Genomic DNA, 18,076 nt, shown 5'->3' on the forward strand with positions numbered 1-18,076 from the left:
TTAACATAGACGCTAAATCCTTGGTTTAGCATTATTTATTACTACTTACTTTGCTACTTACCTTATTATTTACATCAGTATTTGCTCGCAATAACGCTAGTATAGTGCCCTTATTTTCATTACAATAAAGCAACATTGCGAAAGGCGCATTACCACAAGTAATAGCTACCTGACACGTCCATATTTATTGGTTTTCTTTGGTTTTTACTCTATTTTAGCAATCATGCTAATGGTTATATCAATTATCTCATAGACTCTGCTGGCACGCATGCCAGTTAGATAAAGGACACTTATGTTTTCTCCTATTACGCCGCAGCGTCCCTCTTTAGTGCTTAACACAGCAGGCAAAAATAATAACAGTCAGCGGTCCAAATGCTATTTAACCATGGCGGTTGGGACGGCGCTTGCTTGTTTTACCTTACAAGCCAACGCCGCTAATGGCACTCAAAGCTATGAAGAGCTACCGGTAGAGAGTATCGCATTTGAGTATGATACTGATGAGGCGGCAAAAGTTGTTAATAAGCGCGTGGTCAATCCAAATGCAGCGGCTCAAAGCGACATGGTGATTAGTAAGGAGTTTGTCGCCGAGCAAGCAAGACTGTTTTATGAATGTACACAAGTGCAAACCAGTGGTGCGCGTTTGGCTTGTTTTGATAAAGTCGCTGAGCAAGGTAAAACGCCGAGCTACACCACGACTAAACAACCCGTTGATTTGGCAAAAACCCTACAAAGTACCCTTGCTGGTAATCCGCAAGTTGTCCTAGTAGAAGAAAACACCACTATTTCTGCAAACAGTAATACTGCGGCAAATAACGAAGCTGGTGTTGGCGAAAGTTTGGATACGGTTGGATTGACGCAAAGGGAAGCGGAGGTATTAGAAAGCGTGGGTGTCACCCAAACGGATATCGAAAAATTCACCCCACTAAGTTTATCTTATGATTTGGATAAAAACAGTGAGCGCGGGAAGTGGACGGCTAGACCGTACCGTCCGACCTATATACTACCGCTATTTTATACCTTTGATCCCAATTTAGGCCCAAATACACCGTCTCTACCTAGACCAGACGAGCCGTTAACGTCCAATGACACGCGCAACACTGAGCTAAAGTTCCAGCTGTCTTTAAAGACTAAAGTCATGGAAGATTTGTTCGATACCAGTGCGGATTTATGGTTTGGTTATACCCAAGAGTCGCACTGGCAAGTGTATAACGAAGACAACTCGCGACCATTTCGCGCGACCGACTATCAGCCAGAGATATTTTTGACTCAGCCAGTGTCAGCCGACTTGCCTTTTGGTGGTCGTCTACGCATGTTGGGTGCGGGTGCAATCCACCACTCTAACGGGCAAGATGAGCCATTATCACGCTCGTGGAATCGTGCGTATCTCATGGCAGGGGCAGAGTGGGGCAAGTTGTCGGTTATACCGCGTCTATGGGCGCGCGTCAATAACGAGAGCTCTAGCAGTGAGGACAATCCAGATATCGAAGATTACATGGGCTATGGCGATATCAAGTTCTTATATGACTTGCCTGAGCAGCAAAGCCTAAGCGGTACCTTGCGTTATAATCCGAGTACCAACAAGGGTGCTGCCCAAATCGACTATGTCTATCCATTATCTAAAAACGTTAACGGCTATATTCAATTATTCCAAGGTTATGGCGAATCTATTATTGATTATAACCATGAAAATACTTCGATTGGTTTTGGTATCGTGCTAAATGACTGGAAAGGTTTTTAGGATAAACGCGCCGATAGGTATCGATAGATGCGCCGTTTAGCGCCTTATCAAAGCGGACTATGGCTGGCAGAGTATGGAGACGTACGCTGTCAGTTATGTCGTATTTATCGCAGTACACCGCAATCTCAACTGCCACAAAACCATTCCTCAGCAATTCCGCCTAATAATCACTCCTTTTTTACGAAATTACGCCAGCACATTAATAACCGTTTTGATAGCGGCTTGCTTTGCTCACATTGTCATAACAGTACCACTTGGCTACCCAAACCCTTCGAGGTTGATATCGCAGCCGGTACTGTTCTCTCTATTCAAGCAGCGACGTATTATGATTACCCAATACGGCAAGCGATTCGGTCTTTTAAACATCATGAAGATATGACTAAGCTGCCATTATTGATCCATATCCTGCGTCAGTTACCTAGACCGCAGGGCTGCCATCGCGATAATAGCGTCATTGTTGCCATGCCGACGACCAATCAACGCCTTACAAAACGCGGTTTTGATCCGGTGAGTATTTTAGCCGCGCAGCTTTCTAAGCATTGGCAAATCCCACTATGGCAAGGCGTAGAACGTATCGATAACACTGTCAGCCAGCAAGGGCTCAGTCGTGCTGAACGGTTAGTTAATTTAGACAATGCCTTTGCTTTAAGAGAATTGCCGCCCGTTAAGCGCTTGCTGCTGTTTGATGATGTCGCAACCACAGGTGCTAGCTTGCAAGCGTTAGGTCGTACCTTATACGGTCAATCTTTTAGACCAACAGATCATACTCCTCAAAGCACGAGCCGTTATCAATTATCTGCCTATGCGTTAGCACATGGTAGTCAGTCGTAGAGATTTATCGTGTTCAATTAAAATTACTCTTGTGTTGCTAATATATTATCTTAACTTTATATTATTAGTATGGTTTGGCTACTTTCTTATATTTATCAAATATTTATAAATATAAAATTTAAGTAAAGTTTTACACATAGATAAAGCTAGAACGAAAGCTAGTTTAAACATGTTACTAAGCAATTAGATAATTTTGTGGAATAGAAATTGCATAGCTATAGATGAATATATTGATTAATTTGTAAGTAAGTTAGCATAGTTTATGAGTACTCGTGACCACTCTAAATATTATATTAATGATAGATAGTATTTCTTATAAATAGGGATTTGAGTGAAAGCATCTGCAAATAAAGTAGCACGAAAATTACGAATGAGCAGCTCAGGATTTACCCTGATAGAGCTGATGGTAACGATTGCCGTGCTTGCTATTATTATTAGTATTGCTGCGCCTAATATAATTGCTCAATTAGCCCAAAATCAAGTGAAATCTACTTCCACTATCGTCCAGACTTCCATTGCAAGAGCAAAGTCGGAAAGTGCTGTAAATCGAAACACTATTATTTGGAGATACGATGACACTACTAATTCAATTTCTCTAGTAGATAATAGTACTACACTTACCAGCTATACGTTAAGTAGTAATAGCTCACTAACATTTAACCCTGCTACACTCACTACCTTTACTATCAGTAAAGAAGGCAACATAACAACGCCAACTGGTGCCGCTGTTAATCTAGTGATCGATATAGGAGATACAAGAGCAGGTGCTACAACCCAAAGAGTTCGAGTGAATACAAAGAGAGCGTTTGAATGTTCAGGGACGAATTGCTAATGAATATACAGCAAAAAGGTTTTGGTTTAATAGAGGTAATGGTGTCGCTACTTATCCTAGCAGTTGCTATGCTTGGCTTTACGGCAATGCAAGGTCAAGCCATAAAAGCTACTGATGAATCCCTTGAACGTACGCAATCTCTTGTCATGATGCGTAACATGGGTGAGAAGATTAGATTAAACCCAACTGCAATTACTGCTTATCAGACAGCTATCAATACGCCTACAGCGAGTGCGCCCGCTATAAGCTGTGGCCTTTATGGTTCTGATACCACAGTATGTACCCCAGCTCAGCTAGCAGCAGCAGAAGCGTATATTTATACGCAAGATATGAGCAATCATGGATTCACGGTAAATCTACACGCCTGTCCTAGTACTGGTGGTCAGGACGCTACAAACGTTATGTATTCATGGTGTCTTATCAGTGCTTGGGGCAGTACTACACCAACTATAGGTAGTGATGGTGATGTTGATTGCTTGACTCCTCAGGTTACTAATGCAGATACTACAATTACATTAGGTGGGGCTTATCATCCAAAAGCCACTTGTATGTTTATGGAGGTGACTTAATGAATAACTCAAATTACTCCTCCTGTATTAATAAGTCACAAAATGGCTTCACCCTCATTGAGTTGATGATAGCCTTAGTACTAGGGCTCTTGATCTCTGCTGCTGCATTACAAATTTTTTATACGAGTAGTGTAAATAATAATCGTCAGAAAGCAGGCTCTGAGATTCAAAATAATACGATATTTGGAATAGATGATTTCAGTCAACATCTACGTAGAGCCAACTATGGTGCAAACTCAAATACAACGAGTGCCTACTATCTCAATCATCTAACACCGCAGGGTGGAGTCGTTTTAACTAGGCCAGTTAGTACAACGGAAACGACGGGTACGCCACCTAATGCTACTACTGTAACAACATGGACGGGGTCTAATCTAAATGGTCTTAAAAACGGTAGTAATGCTCTACCGACGACTATACTATCTGCCAATGCTCCAACTAACAGCGCTAGTAATTTAACGACAAATACTAAAAGCGATCAACTTACTATTCAATATCAAGCATATCAAGACGGTATGTTCACTTGTGATGGCGAAGAAATCGATAAAGATGATTACGTTATAGAGCGCTATTTCGTCCGCAATGATACTACGGTAACGCCAAACAGTCTTGGTCTTGCCTGTGCTTCATTGACTTACACTTATGATGAGGTACTTGCGACAACATCGGGTATCGATGTCTCATCTGATTTAGCGGATGTGACCGGTAATGGCACTATTGTCATACCAAATGTGGATTATTTTAGAGTACTTTTAGGGACTACAGCTCAAGACGAATTTACTTCTGATCCTACGAATTTAGCTCTCGTCTATCAGCCTTTGCCTAGTGACCCAACGACGTTAGCAGGTCGACGCATAGTGAGTGTCCAAGTTGGATTGCTGATTCGTTCGGATACGCCAACGGTGTCTAAGCAGGAAAATAGTAGTTTGCGTTTTAATATATTAGACAGACGTAATCAGCAGCTTAATCCAGCTGCTAATAGGGGTAGCAAGTACCTCAGAAACGTATATGAAACCACTACTCTCCTTCGCAATGCACGAGGTAAGCCATGATTAATACTTCTAACAGCACATTTATCAGAGGTTCAGAATCGGGCGCAGTATTGATTGTTGTCTTACTAGTGCTCATCTTAATAACCTTAATCGGCACTATAGCGATACAACGCAGTACGACAGACTTAAAACTTGCTACGGCTTCTCAAGTCAATAAATTGACGTTTCAATCTACTGACGCGGCATTCAATAAGCTAGAAAAAGAAGACCGTTCTATAGGTCAAGGCAGAAGTGTCGATAATGTCCGAGGCTACGTCACCAGACCAGGCAAACAGTATGTTGGCAGAGAGGTTGTCTTCTGTGTACGTCCTAAGACCAATAGGTTCTTCAATGCAACCAAGCTCACTGAAAAAACCATAGATGGCACAGGATATATCTCTGGTAAAGACGATGGATTTTGCAATGTTGGTGACTCAGCAGACTATGTAGGTGAAAGCCGTACGGTTACGCAGATCACGTTTGCAAAGAGCGATGTCAAAGAAGCCGAGCCATACAGCCAAGAAGGGGATCTGACTTGGACTGATGATCAGATATCAGCTACAGGGCAGTCGCCTTTTGAATGTGCTGATTTTGAAGTATATGCCACTTCATTACTTCCAGCCTTTTCAAACGCTTCTACTTCAAAAATAAACGCGTGCTTGAAAACTGTAAATACAGATACTCTAAAAGATCAGTGTGAAGAAAAGGTGAAGTCTGAAAATTCAGATTATGCTACGCGTCCTGAGTTATTTGTGAAGTGTAGTATTGATGCTTGCCTTGAGAGTCTTAATGTACCTTTCAATACCCAAATGCAAGCTTATAAGTCTAAACCTATCGGTGTGCGTTGTTTAAGCTGACATATATACAGGTGAATATTATGAAAAACAATATGAAAACAAACATGAGTAATAAATTCCCTTCATGGCAGTTTAAAGCAATAACGGTTGCCGTGGTAACAGGTATGCTGGGTAGTGCCGCTTACGCTAGTCTTGAGCGCCATGGTGATCTTGAGATATACAAAGGCCCACAAGCAGCACTGCCTGTCATTACCTTGATGCTCGATATTTCCGGTAGTATGGATATAATTGATTTAGCTAACAATAATACTTGTAGTAATAATATTCAGACTCAAAGCTCGACTACTGATTATCCATATGAACGTAAGTATTGTAATAGCGGGGGTAGAAGGTATTATCGCCGTATTGATAACCTCAAGATGGGCGTCTCTGATTTGGTTAGAGATCCTGAGCTGCAAGGTATCGTGAAGATAGGTATCGGCACTTATCCTCGACAGTCTAGTGGTAATACAGATAATGGTCATATCGATGTACCCGCAAAAAAACTTGACGCAGCCCATAAGTCTACTATCGATAGCTTTGTTCTTAATTTGAGGGCTAGCGGCGGTACGCCTGCAGCTCAGGCCTACGCGGAAGCCGGCGCCTACATGATGGGCACAACGACTAATAAAGCTACTTATAATGCTTTTAAGCTAGAAAAAGAGACTTATCGAGATGATAAGGGAAGTATTTTTAGTTCTGATACCAATCGTACTGATAGTATCTGTGTAGGTTGGGAAAGTATAGATATAAACTCGCTAAGTCCATCTAATAATTTTATTAGATGCAACGATTGGCAAGATATGTCGTCTCGACTCGATAGTAATGAGCTAGACCTGAATGGTCATGTTATGTATAGATCAACTGGTATTGGGATTTTTTCCAATAAAATTGACTTTTATAAAAAAGAAGTAGCAGCCAATGATCCACTGATAACTAGTAATAATATTAGTCCATATCCACTTTTCGATACTACCATCACGGACAATGCATATAGTGGCTTCCCATATTCTGTAGTCACATCGAAAACTGCTAATGGTAGATTCTACGATAAACCCCTACCTGCGAGTAATGAAACTTGTGCTGGCAATGGTATTTATTTCCTGACGGATGGCGAGCCAAACGCTTCCAGCAAAGAGATTGCCAAAACAGTGATGGATAATGCTTTAAAACCAGTAGGTTCAAGTACTGGAGCACTGTCAGTAACCTGTAGTGCTGGTGGTGTTTCTGGATGGGACTGTATGTCTGATTTTTCAGATAAGCTGTTGAATACTGCCAACCCTAGTGGCATATCGATTAAGACGGCTACGGTTGGCTTTGGTTCTGTCTATAACAGTATTCAGAATGCAACAACCTCTGTTGACTGTAATGCGGGAACCAGTACCAATGCTAAGAACTTATGTAATCTAGGGATTAAAGGTCAAGGTGGTTTTTATTATGCAGAGAGTGCACAAGATATCGTAAATAGTGTCAAGTCCTTAACAGGTAGGCTAACAACAGTTATCCCTCCTATCTCTACTGGTAGTATGGCAGTGCCTCTAGATGACCTTAACGTCTCAACCTCGCGTAAGTTTGCTTATCTGCCGATACTTGATCCAGACCCATTATCGCCAAAAAAACTATGGCGTGGTAATCTGAAAAAATATAATGTAAAGAACGGCACCTTGGTAGATAAAGATAATAAAGCAGTATTCACTGGCAAGGATGGCGTATTTGCCCTAAATACTTCTGACTTGTATAACACGATTATCAATACCAGTCGTGCAGATACTAGGCGACCTGATATGGGTAAGCCCCAAGTTGGCGGTACCTATCAGCATATCTTTGAAAACAGTAATAGCCGCAAGCTCTACGTTAATCAAGGCGGGACGCTCAAAAACATCAGCACAAACGCGATAACAGCAACTGCAAAGCCAGTAGGCTTCAATGCACTGACTAGCTACACCAATCCTCAGAAGCAGCAGCTTTTAAACTTCTTAGGGTTTCCAGTTGCCAATGCACTGAATGTGAATGATTCTACTGCAGTTGGCGTCGCTTTTGATCGCAATAAGAAGCAATTGGGCGGTGTATTGCATTCATTGCCACAACTTCTTTCCAAAAAAGCAGAGCTAGAAGCGGATGGTTCGATTGACAATACCAAACGCGAGGATTATGTACTGTACGGCTCGCTTGACGGCGCTCTTCATCTAATAAAAGATTCCAATTATGGAAACAATACTGCAGGCGAAGAAGTCTTTACCTTTATACCCAAGCATGTCCTAGAGCAACAAGGCGCAAGCTTCGTGGATCCTGATAGAGTCTCAACAACCCATCCTATATTCGGTGTCGATGGACCCTGGACCGTATTTAATAACTATAAATATACCGATACCGAAATCACGGCGCTACAGTCTCTCGCATTTGGTGGATTACGAATGGGTGGGTCGATGTATTATGGACTCAATCTGACAGATATCAGTAGCCCGAAGATGATTTATTCAGTCGGCTCGACTTACGCGATAGAAGGTAGTGCCAATGCCAAAGGTGTCAAAAATGATACTGTTGCTGATGCGACGACTAATACCAATGATCAAAAAGCCTATGCGAGAATGGGGCTTAGCTTTGCAAAGCCAGGAGTCGGCTATGTAATGAAAGGCGGCAAACGAGTCATGGTTAACTTCCTAGCAGGTGGTTATGATCGCTGCTATGAAGATCCTAAGTTCCAGTTAGGCACAGCTATTACTACCAACACTGTTCCAGATTGTAATGGTAAAACCAAAGCGCAAGGTAACGGTCTGTATATGGTACAAGTCGGTCAAGAACAAGTCGATAGCACCTCAGCGACTAATCCTGATGCAAGTAATGAGAGCAGCTTTGATACGACTATCGGCAATGGTGATCTACTGTGGTGGACCAGTAGCGATAACAATGGCGCTGGCAATGCCAACTTCACTCAAGTAACCGATATGAATCACAGTATCGTGACCGAAGTACGAGTACTTGATCGTAATTATGATGGTCTGACGGATCAGGTGGTGTTTGCTGACCTAGGTGGTCGTGTATGGCGCGTAGATATTAACAGCGCTGAAGATGCTAGTAACTTCAAGGTCGAGCGAGTCGCTAAGATACTTGACTTATCGGCTAGCGGTACCAACGCTGCCTCTGCTGGCACTGACGCACTACCGAGAATATATGAGAAACCATTAGTTACATTCACTAGAATTGGTGAAAACCCTGGAATCGTCGGGTTATTGACTGTAGGTACAGGTGATAGAAGCTCTCCTGTGAGAGCACAGCGTGAAGTGGCTGATCGAATCTATACCTTTATCGATCGCGATATCGCAAGATCAGATTTATTCTGTTATGACGTTCAAGATACGCCAGATAATGAGTGTGCTGATGTGACCACGACTTTGAAACAAGCAACCGCCGTTACACCTGCGAACTTGGTCCCACTAACTACTGATGCCTCTGGTCAGTTCAGTAATGATGCTACGATCAAAACGCAAATGGATGCCTATACTAAATTGGGCTGGTATATGCCATTGACAGTGTGGTCAGAAACCAGTGGCACAGGTACACAAACCATCACAACTAATAATAGAGGTCTCAAAATGTTCAATCAGCCTGATGCTATAGCAGGGCTGCTGTTCACGACTGTTTACAATCCTAATGTTGGTGATACATCGGGTAGATGTTCTGCTGGGGTGACGGGTCGTACTCAAAGAGAGCAGTTATGCTTACCTTATGGGGTATGTCTAAGTAAGGCAGTCAATGCAAGTGGTGCGCTTACTGGAGATTGGACAGTACGAAAAACGCGTTATTTATCTAACGCTGGTATCGGTATCGTAGATAATGTTATCTCAGATGGTAACTTCGCGGGGGATACCAAAAACAGCGTCGTGGTTCTTGAGAACTTCTGTCCAGGTGGGGATTGTAGTACTGGTAAAGTAGAGCTTAAGGTCAATCCGCTCACAGAAGGGGTCAACTGTTCTGGTACCAACTGTAAAGTTGTCACAGACTCTCAGATAGATCCGATGCAGTGGAAGGAGAGGTAAGTGAGCCGCCATACTGAGCACGGTTTTACCCTGATCGAATTAATGGTAGTGGTAATGATACTGGGTATCCTTTCTGCTATCGCCATACCTTCATATAGGCAATACGTACAAAAAAACGCACGTAGTGAGGCCGAGTCAAGTATGTTAGGTATGAGCGTAGAGCTTGAGCAGTGGCGAGCAAAAACCCTGACCTATGGTGGCTTTACGCCGCGTCAAGGTTGGTCTACCACTGCTAATACGATCTATGTCCCTAGAGGTAGCACTGTTGCTAATCACAACTATGCGATACAGATCATGAATGTCAACTCAGTCGGTACGCCTAGCGCAACGTCATTGTCCACAGCGCAGCCGGCGAATAGTTGGGTTATGGTTGCCACGCCACGTGCGGGGAGCTTGGTCGCAAACAGTCCTATGCTGGCATTCACTAGCCAAGGTATTAAATGCGCCTCAACAGTCAGCAATATTATGCTACTGGCGGTAACAGCACAGAACTGCGGCGCAGGGAGTAAACCATGGTAAAGCATAGTATGCAGGGCTTTACACTCATTGAACTTATGATAGTTGTCGCTATCTTAGGTATCATCGCTGCTATTGCCTATCCTAGTTATCAGTCTTATGTCATAAAGACCAAGCGCGTCGATATGATGACGGAAATGCAGCAGATAGCATCAAGAATAGAAGCCAATAAAATCACATATAGACGCTATGATCGTATCCCGCTCAGTGAGATATTTAGCAATACGGTGAGTGGTGCAGGTACTACCTTTCCTAATAATGGGACAGCGCTGTATAATATAACTGTCGAACCTGTTAGTGGTACGACATTAAATGGCAGAAATTGGACACTGACAGCTGAACCAATATCAGGCGGCCAGATGGAAGATGGCAGTCTGACTCTTAACCATTTAGGAGTTAAATGCCGAATGATAGATAGTGTCAATATGTGCGGTAACGGTGGTCAGTGGAATGACTAAAAAATAGTCTGGCAACTGACAATTATTGTCAGTTATCGTGAGCCAGAGTAGCCACCATTGACATAAACTGACACTTTTAGGTATGCTTAGCGTAACAATTAGTGTCAGTAGATAGCAGTATGTTAAGTATTTACATCAAAGTATCAATAAATAACGATAAGTATTGAGCACTTAGCATATATACCTACTGCGGTTAATGATATTGGCATGATATATGCATCTAATCATGATATATGCATCTAATAGAGCACGAAAGACCAATACACTATATCCAATACATTATATAACGAGAGATAGCGCGAGCGAATATCCGTTATCTTTATCCTCTCTAAAGGAGTTCTTATGAACGCTCAAAAAGGTTTTACCTTAATCGAACTAATGATCGTTGTTGCTATTATCGGTATCTTGGCTGCGATCGCTATCCCTGCGTATCAGAACTATACCATCAAGTCTGCTACCAATGCTTGTTTAGATGAAGCATCGAGTTATGTTCGTACTGTAACCACAAATGCAACAATTAGTGAAGCTGTTGTTGCCCCAGCATTGTCAGCTTGCACAGCATCTAGTGAAACTGACTTTCCGGGTACTTATGTTAGTCCTCAGTCTTTATCTAATACGCCTGTTACCTTCACGCCTAAAGATCCAGGTGCATCTAATGAGATATCTTGTGATATGCCTACAGGGACTTGTTCAGTTAGCACCTAATTTGTCTTTAAATAGTTGATCGATAGTAGTGTTTAACATATAAGAACCCCTCAAATTTGAGGGGTTTTTTATCGAGCTTTATTGTTCATTGCAGCATTATTTAGTTGACTATGATAAAGCCTTACACTTATCAGCTGCCTTTGTATATTAGTCCATTTCATCTCAGGTGTTATCCATGAAGCCAATAGATCATAACAGACACTGGTCAGTTAGCGCTATGCTAGCGTGTATAACGCTATTATTAATCGTGCCCTTTGCTATCTCGGGGCACTATGCTGTCTATAGTAGTCTGTACCAAGACTTTGTGGTGGTCGCACTATGTATAATGGTTGTACTACTGGCGACCATCACTAAGTCGCTGCGTACTAGTGCTCCTCGTGTTAGCTATGTGTTACTTGCGATGGCAGGTTACTGGCTCTTACAGCCATTATTGGCCGATGTCATCTATAACGAAAGCAATATCAAAGCGGCGATTCTGTTTGTGCTGTTTGCAGCTATGGCTTGGAGTATCCACGCTATCATCGATAGGTCACAGTTAATCAGTGTTATAGCATGGTCTTTACTGATTGGTGCTAGCATACAAGCAGTGGTGGTTGTGATGCAGGCGATCGGCTTAGAAGTGACTATATTAGGTGTCTTTAACGTGAGTGCAGACAATGGTATGCAAGGTCAGCTGGGTCAGCGTAACTTATTGGCACATTATCTATGTTGGGGTATCGTAGCAGGTAGCTATCTGTCGATACGAGGCATTAGAGACAATAAGTTTTATTACCTAAGCGCAGTATTTACTATTTTACTGGCTGTAGTATTGGGATTAGTCGGATCTAGAAGCATTGTTCTATTTGGTATCGCGATGACAGTTATGGCGCTATTGCAGATACTATGCTACCGCCAGCTTACTGTGACGTCCAAATGGCTAATCGCTACTAGTGCTCTGATACTGATTCCGCAAGTGTTATTGCCTGCTATACTCTCTAGTTTTGATACTGCTACTCAGACAGGGCTTCAGCGTGTTTTATCAAGTGGTACTGATACTGCGCGTGGGTATGAATTAAAAAAAGCGCTATTAGGGTTTATGCAAGCGCCTATATTTGGCCAAGGATGGAATGAGTCTACTTTTCAGGCATTTTCTAGAGCTCTAGACATAATGCCTCTAGACTTACATCAGCAAGAAAAGCTACCAGAACATTCACACAATATTATTAGTGAGCTGCTAGTTGAAATGGGAGTTGTCGGTACTCTTATCGTCGTCGTAGGCACGATATGGGCACTCATACCTGCTATCAAGACGTCGTTGAAACTTGAAAATGTATTTATACTAGCCTTACTGACTATTACGGCTATACATAGTATGGTTGAATATCCGTTATGGAACACTTTCTTTTTGATGGCAGTTGTATTGTTTTTGACCACCATACCAAATCAGCGCTTTGAGAGTCCTAAGCGTTATGCGGGCTCTTTATATCAGTTACCCATCCTAATCATATCCTTGGCCAGTTTGGCAGTGGTGTGCTTTTTTATGTTTATATATCAAAACAACTATCGTCTATATGCTGTAAACGCTACTAGTGAAGAAGAACAGTATAACGCTAGAGCGAATGCTTTTTATTCGGTGTTTTTGAAATTACCTTTGTTTAGAGAAGATGAAGATAAGTTAATTGTACAGAATATAGATATCATGGCAGATAGTCTCAGCGACGATCAGGTCGCCGCCTTACTCAGATATAGCGAATATAAGCCAACGCCGCAATCATCTCAGTACAGAGGATTGTATGAATATAAAGTTGGTCACAAGGAAGCGGGTCTTGACTGGTTGCAGCGCTCATGGCATTTTTACCCGAGCCAATTGGGTCAATCGCTAGTCTTTATTTACAATGCTCACCCAACTCTTAAAGGTTTAGAGAATAAAGTTTACAACGCTTGCTTACGCTATCAAATTACGAATTTTTATAACAATTTAAAGTCTTGCCCCACGCCTCCGTCAACGTGGTGACAATATAGTAGTTAAGATAATGGCTTAACTTAGCTATCACGTGAAAAGCATGTAAAGCTTTGACTAGAATAATAATCACCCAGTGTCTTATTCAACGGATTGAACAAGCCACTCCATTATTACTTATATTTTTGTTGTTTCCTACTTATGACTAGTCCTCGCTCGCTATTAGATGTATCAAGTAACCAACTGGCATTTAACCGTTATATCAAACCTCTGTTGAATATAGAGCTATTACTGATATTTTATAGCTTACTTTTCATCTTTGGTTTTACGACGCAGGATGGTTATTTGTTTTATAATGAATATAGAGTTATTCAAATAGTCCTATTATTATTCTTTGGTTTGATTGCTTGCTTTTTTCAACGCGATAAGATCGCTAAAGGTGAGCTCTTCTTTTTTGCTCTTGTCGCAGTTGGTAGTACATTTTGGACGCAGCCTGCTTTTGTCATTTCTGAGCTGTTACTAGCGTATTTAATGTACAAGAGCTTTGGTCTTTTGCAATATCGTCAGTTGGCTAGCAAACTGTTAGTACTCAGTAGCTTGACGATGTTTATTCAATTGCCACTTGCGTTATGGGATTATATTCAGACAGGTAAGTATGCCGCGATTTGGTATCCATTGACATGGAATATTCGGGTCTATGACAGTTATTTTTTACTGGTTTCAATTTTTGCTGTTTGGCTCTATTTGACAAATCAACGCTATCGTTACTTATATCTGCTTTTTTTATTTTTGGCATTTCTAGCTATTTTACTCGATGCTGGACGCTCAGCTATCTTGGCCTATACTCTATTTATCGTCACAGTTAGTATGTTCTATCGTCATGTTCGTTATCCACTTATCCTAGTCTATATATCGTCTTGGCTAGTCTACTTATCAGTCAATTATATCGCTAATCTTAACGCTGTCAGATCCTCAGATATGGATTCACAAATATTGAGAGTCACGACCAGTTTACGCGACGATTTATGGATGAATGCCTATCAGTGCTGGTCAAAACAACCGCTATGGGGTTGCGGTTTTTATCAGTTAGATAGTTATAAGCACTTGGCAGCACATCCTCATAATTTATTCATTCAAGTGTTAAGTGAAACTGGGTTGTTAGGGTTTTGTTTTCTATTTTATATAGGGATAAATATTTTAAAACGTATCAACTGGCAGTCTAGGAGTCGTTATTTTGTTATAGCAGCCTTATCCGCAGTTGGCTTGGATATGTTTTTTTCGGGCGTACATATCTATCCTGTGACTCAAATGGTACTACTATGGTTATTTGTATTTTTACTGAAAAACCCCGAGTTTACTTCTGATGGTCTAGTACCTTCAACACCAAAAAATCTTATAATAACTTTGTTACCATCGCTATTTTATGTTGTGGTAAGCCTTTGGTTCATTGATTTGTTGATAACTACCGAAGTGTTTTTATCGGAGGTTCCTTTTACCCCGCCACGTTTTTGGGTATATGGCTACCGATTGTGATATAAACTCTAATATCTGTAGTTAATTGAGGCTTAATGGCAGTCTATAACTGCTATTAAGCACTATATTCGATCCTCATCAGCACCAATGGCATAAGATATGCAATAGGATAAGTCAATATCTACTAAAACTGTGATTACTATGGCATCACCATTAAAGCATTGCTATAACTCTCAAACGGGTTTTACGCTATTAGAATTAATGATTGTAATTGCTATCATAGGAATTTTAGCATCTATTGCCATACCTACTTATCAGTCTTTTATTAGCAAATCACAAGCGAACGCATGTCTGTTAGAAGCGAGAGCCTATAGTACCCAAGTTTTTGTTTTGATTAATGATCAAGATGATGCTACCTTGCCTGTAGCCCCAGTTTTGAATGCTTGTCAGTACATTACCGATGCGACGGGCTGGACGTTGGCAACACAACAAGTAGTTGAAGCTACTGCCAAGCCTTCTTCGAATGCTCGTATACAGTGTGATATTCCAAATGGTACACCTTGTCGATTATTGCCTTAATATCGAACGACCATCAAGTATAGCAAACCCATTTAATAGTATACCGCCCGTTAGATATGCTGTTTTCTTTAGTCGTAAGAAATAAATTATGTTGCATAATAAGTTATAAATACTTACTTTTGATATATTTGGATAAAAATGTTTAGTATTTAATAATTATGTTATTTCAATGATATTATGACTCCTGCATAACTTTGTTAAAGCAAAGACCTGTATAAATGACCGTTATTTCATAAGGCTATCTAAGTGATATGCAGCAACATATTTGGCAATACTTAAGTATACGAATCCTAGTAGGTTGGTTGCTTGTCTGTTTATTACCAGCGGTATTATTGTTTTTGAGCTATATCGTAGACGATAATATACTGATTACCCAGGTCAATAGTGTCGTTGCCAGTAGTATCGCGCTTATTTTGAGCTTAATAGGGTTGGAGCGCCTGACCCAGTTTCCGGGACAGAAATCCATGGTAACTGTTTTGCCAACTCTATTAGGCGTTAGTTTAGTAGTAGGATTAGTACTTTTTATCTTTCGTTTGCCTTATTCCGTTTATTATCTAGTACTTAGTGGCGTTCTAGGACTACTCTTTTGCTTTATCTCGCAAGTCTATCTCCGCGCAGTGACGCAAGTGACTATAGGATATATTCCTATCGGTCGTTGCCAAAGCTTATTAGATATAACAGATGTGCGTTGGGTTGAGCTGACGCCCTGTTTTGAGCTTGCTAGTCATAAGCGTTTGCCTTTTCATGCGGTAGTAGCAGACCTCGCAGACAAGGAGTTGTCAGCAGAGTGGGAGCAGCTATTAGCTGAAACGGCTCTACAGGGCACGCCAGTCTATAATGTCTTGCAGGTGCGCGAGTCGCTGACGGGTCGTCTCCCTATCAAACATCTGTATGAGAATAACCTCGGCTCGCTGCTCCCTTCACAGAGCTATCTGCTTATAAAGCGTCTGTTGGATACGTTAGCTATATTAATTACTGCTCCTATCGTAATACCTTTGGCTTTATTGGTTGCAATAGCTCTAAAGTGGCAAGGTCGTCATAGCAGTAGCACTGTACTATTTACGCAGCAGCGCATTGGACAAGGTGGTAAACTGTTCACCATGTATAAGTTCCGTAGTATGCTGCCATGTGCTGAGCAAAATGGTGCTCAAATGGCGACCACTGATGACATGAGAGTGACAAAATTTGGTAGCTTTATCAGGCAGACTCGTCTTGATGAGCTACCGCAGTTCATCAATGTACTAAAAGGTGAGATGAGTTTGATTGGTCCTCGTCCTGAGCAGCTCGACTTTGTTGAACGCTTTAATGAAACCATTCCCTTCTATCGCTATCGCCATATCGTAAAACCCGGTATTTCAGGGTGGGCGCAAGTGATGCATGGCTATGCCAGTGATGAAGATGAGACTAAGATTAAACTTGAGCATGATTTTTTTTATATTAAGAATTTTTCTATGACACTGGATTTATTGATTGTCATAAAGACGATTCAGACGATGATGACGGGATTTGGGGCGCGGTAGGATGTTTGACGATAAAGTAATACTAATCACAGGTGGTACAGGTTCTTTTGGCAAAACAGTGACACCTATGCTACTAGAGCAGTACAATCCGAAAAAAGTTATAATATTCTCACGTGATGAGATGAAGCAGTGGGAGATGGCGAAGGACTTTACTGATGAGTCTCGTATTCGCTTTTTTATTGGCGATGTTCGTGATAAGGACAGACTATATCGAGCCTTAGATGGCGTAGATTATGTTATTCATGCTGCTGCAACCAAAATTGTACCGACGGCTGAATACAATCCCTTTGAATGTATCAAAACTAATATTAATGGCGCAATGAATCTAATCGATGCTTGTATTGATAAGGGCGTTAAGCGCGTAGTAGCGTTATCTACAGATAAGGCTAGTAGCCCTATCAATCTATATGGTGCTACTAAGCTTGCTTCAGATAAGTTGTTTGTAGCAGCGAACTCTTACGCTGGTGAACATGGTACTCAGTTTGCGGTAGTTAGATACGGTAATGTGATGGGTTCTCGCGGTTCCGTGATACCATTTTTTAATAGTATTAAAGACTCAGGAGTGCTACCCATAACGGATGAGCGCATGACACGATTCTTGATCTCATTAGAGCAAGGTGTTGAGCTAGTATGGCATGCTTTTGAGGATATGGTTGGCGGAGAAATCTATGTCAAAAAGATTCCTTCTATTAAGCTTGTAGATTTGGCTAAAACGATAGCACCCAACGCTGAGCTCGATATAGTTGGTATTCGCCCAGGAGAGAAGCTACACGAACAAATGATAGGTAGTGAGGATGCTTATTATACCTATGAGTATAATAAGTATTTTAAGATTTTACCAGCTATCAATGACTGGTGGCGCACGCCAGAACGTATCAAAAATGGTAAAAAAGTGCCCGATAATTTCACTTATGCTAGTGATACTAATCCAGAATGGATGACTACATCAGAGCTAAACATATGGTTAAGAGAAAACGAGCAGAAGATAGGTAAATTTTAGATAGTGAGAAAG

General features: G+C 41.4%; 15 protein-coding genes. All 15 read left to right on the top strand.

Annotated elements, in window-relative coordinates; all coding sequences use genetic code 11:
- The first annotated feature begins 292 nt into the window (after positions 1–292).
- Positions 293–1,738 (top strand): phospholipase A, encoded by a 1,446-nt coding sequence (locus JMX70_RS05510; protein WP_201590245.1) that lies wholly within the window; start codon positions 293–295, stop codon positions 1,736–1,738.
- 27 nt (positions 1,739–1,765) lie between these two features.
- Entirely contained in the window at positions 1,766–2,569 is an 804-nt protein-coding gene (locus JMX70_RS05515; RefSeq protein WP_201590248.1) for a ComF family protein, read from the top strand.
- Positions 2,570–2,900: 331 nt separating this feature from the next.
- Positions 2,901–3,401, top strand: coding sequence for a pilus assembly FimT family protein (locus tag JMX70_RS12460; RefSeq protein WP_227671173.1), 501 nt, complete (start codon positions 2,901–2,903; stop codon positions 3,399–3,401).
- The gene (gene pilV, locus JMX70_RS05525; protein ID WP_201590251.1) at positions 3,401–3,970 is read left to right on the top strand and encodes a type IV pilus modification protein PilV; all 570 of its coding nucleotides are present in this window, start codon (positions 3,401–3,403) and stop codon (positions 3,968–3,970) included. The genes JMX70_RS12460 and pilV overlap by 1 nt, the downstream gene beginning before the upstream one ends.
- Positions 3,970–5,022 carry a PilW family protein gene (locus tag JMX70_RS05530; protein ID WP_201590254.1) on the top strand — a complete coding sequence of 351 codons (1,053 nt, stop codon included), beginning with the start codon at positions 3,970–3,972 and terminating at the stop codon, positions 5,020–5,022. Before pilV ends, JMX70_RS05530 begins: the two co-directional genes overlap by 1 nt.
- On the top strand, positions 5,019–5,858 hold the full coding sequence (locus JMX70_RS05535; protein WP_201590257.1) for a PilX N-terminal domain-containing pilus assembly protein: 840 nt from the start codon (positions 5,019–5,021) through the stop codon (positions 5,856–5,858). Before JMX70_RS05530 ends, JMX70_RS05535 begins: the two co-directional genes overlap by 4 nt.
- Before the next feature lie 20 nt (positions 5,859–5,878).
- Positions 5,879–9,874 (top strand): pilus assembly protein, encoded by a 3,996-nt coding sequence (locus JMX70_RS05540; protein WP_201590260.1) that lies wholly within the window; start codon positions 5,879–5,881, stop codon positions 9,872–9,874.
- A complete protein-coding gene (locus JMX70_RS05545; RefSeq protein WP_320158249.1) occupies positions 9,875–10,393 on the top strand; it encodes a type IV pilin protein in 519 nt (172 codons plus the stop codon).
- Positions 10,387–10,848, top strand: a complete 462-nt coding sequence (locus JMX70_RS05550) for a type IV pilin protein (RefSeq protein ID WP_201590262.1) — start codon at positions 10,387–10,389, stop codon at positions 10,846–10,848. Before JMX70_RS05545 ends, JMX70_RS05550 begins: the two co-directional genes overlap by 7 nt.
- A 342-nt stretch (positions 10,849–11,190) precedes the next feature.
- Positions 11,191–11,553 (top strand): prepilin-type N-terminal cleavage/methylation domain-containing protein, encoded by a 363-nt coding sequence (locus JMX70_RS12635; RefSeq protein ID WP_201590265.1) that lies wholly within the window; start codon positions 11,191–11,193, stop codon positions 11,551–11,553.
- A gap of 175 nt (positions 11,554–11,728) precedes the next feature.
- Positions 11,729–13,546, top strand: a complete 1,818-nt coding sequence (locus JMX70_RS05560; protein ID WP_201590268.1) for a PglL family O-oligosaccharyltransferase — start codon at positions 11,729–11,731, stop codon at positions 13,544–13,546.
- Positions 13,547–13,693: 147 nt separating this feature from the next.
- Entirely contained in the window at positions 13,694–15,025 is a 1,332-nt protein-coding gene (locus JMX70_RS05565) for an O-antigen ligase family protein (protein WP_201590271.1), read from the top strand.
- 141 nt (positions 15,026–15,166) lie between these two features.
- Entirely contained in the window at positions 15,167–15,544 is a 378-nt protein-coding gene (locus JMX70_RS12640; protein ID WP_201590274.1) for a pilin, read from the top strand.
- A gap of 251 nt (positions 15,545–15,795) precedes the next feature.
- Positions 15,796–17,064: a sugar transferase gene (locus JMX70_RS05575; RefSeq protein ID WP_201590277.1), complete on the top strand. Its 1,269-nt coding sequence runs from the start codon at positions 15,796–15,798 to the stop codon at positions 17,062–17,064.
- 1 nt (position 17,065) lies between these two features.
- A complete protein-coding gene (gene pseB / locus JMX70_RS05580; protein WP_201590280.1) occupies positions 17,066–18,064 on the top strand; it encodes a UDP-N-acetylglucosamine 4,6-dehydratase (inverting) in 999 nt (332 codons plus the stop codon).
- Positions 18,065–18,076 lie beyond the last annotated feature (12 nt).

Origin of the sequence: Psychrobacter pulmonis (genome assembly GCF_904846465.1) — a bacterium.
Lineage (GTDB): Bacteria > Pseudomonadota > Gammaproteobacteria > Pseudomonadales > Moraxellaceae > Psychrobacter > Psychrobacter faecalis.

Bases quoted from the DNA above. Each gene is read 5' to 3' on its own strand.
- JMX70_RS05510 (WP_201590245.1), top strand. From the start codon at position 293: ATGTTTTCTCCTATTACGCCGCAGCGTCCCTCTTTAGTGCTTAACACA.
- JMX70_RS05515 (WP_201590248.1), top strand. From the start codon at position 1,766: ATGCGCCGTTTAGCGCCTTATCAAAGCGGACTATGGCTGGCAGAGTAT.
- pilV (WP_201590251.1), top strand. From the start codon at position 3,401: ATGAATATACAGCAAAAAGGTTTTGGTTTAATAGAGGTAATGGTGTCG.
- JMX70_RS05530 (WP_201590254.1), top strand. From the start codon at position 3,970: ATGAATAACTCAAATTACTCCTCCTGTATTAATAAGTCACAAAATGGC.
- JMX70_RS05535 (WP_201590257.1), top strand. From the start codon at position 5,019: ATGATTAATACTTCTAACAGCACATTTATCAGAGGTTCAGAATCGGGC.
- JMX70_RS05540 (WP_201590260.1), top strand. From the start codon at position 5,879: ATGAAAAACAATATGAAAACAAACATGAGTAATAAATTCCCTTCATGG.
- JMX70_RS05550 (WP_201590262.1), top strand. From the start codon at position 10,387: ATGGTAAAGCATAGTATGCAGGGCTTTACACTCATTGAACTTATGATA.
- JMX70_RS12635 (WP_201590265.1), top strand. From the start codon at position 11,191: ATGAACGCTCAAAAAGGTTTTACCTTAATCGAACTAATGATCGTTGTT.
- JMX70_RS05560 (WP_201590268.1), top strand. From the start codon at position 11,729: ATGAAGCCAATAGATCATAACAGACACTGGTCAGTTAGCGCTATGCTA.
- JMX70_RS05565 (WP_201590271.1), top strand. From the start codon at position 13,694: ATGACTAGTCCTCGCTCGCTATTAGATGTATCAAGTAACCAACTGGCA.
- JMX70_RS12640 (WP_201590274.1), top strand. From the start codon at position 15,167: ATGGCATCACCATTAAAGCATTGCTATAACTCTCAAACGGGTTTTACG.
- JMX70_RS05575 (WP_201590277.1), top strand. From the start codon at position 15,796: ATGCAGCAACATATTTGGCAATACTTAAGTATACGAATCCTAGTAGGT.
- pseB (WP_201590280.1), top strand. From the start codon at position 17,066: ATGTTTGACGATAAAGTAATACTAATCACAGGTGGTACAGGTTCTTTT.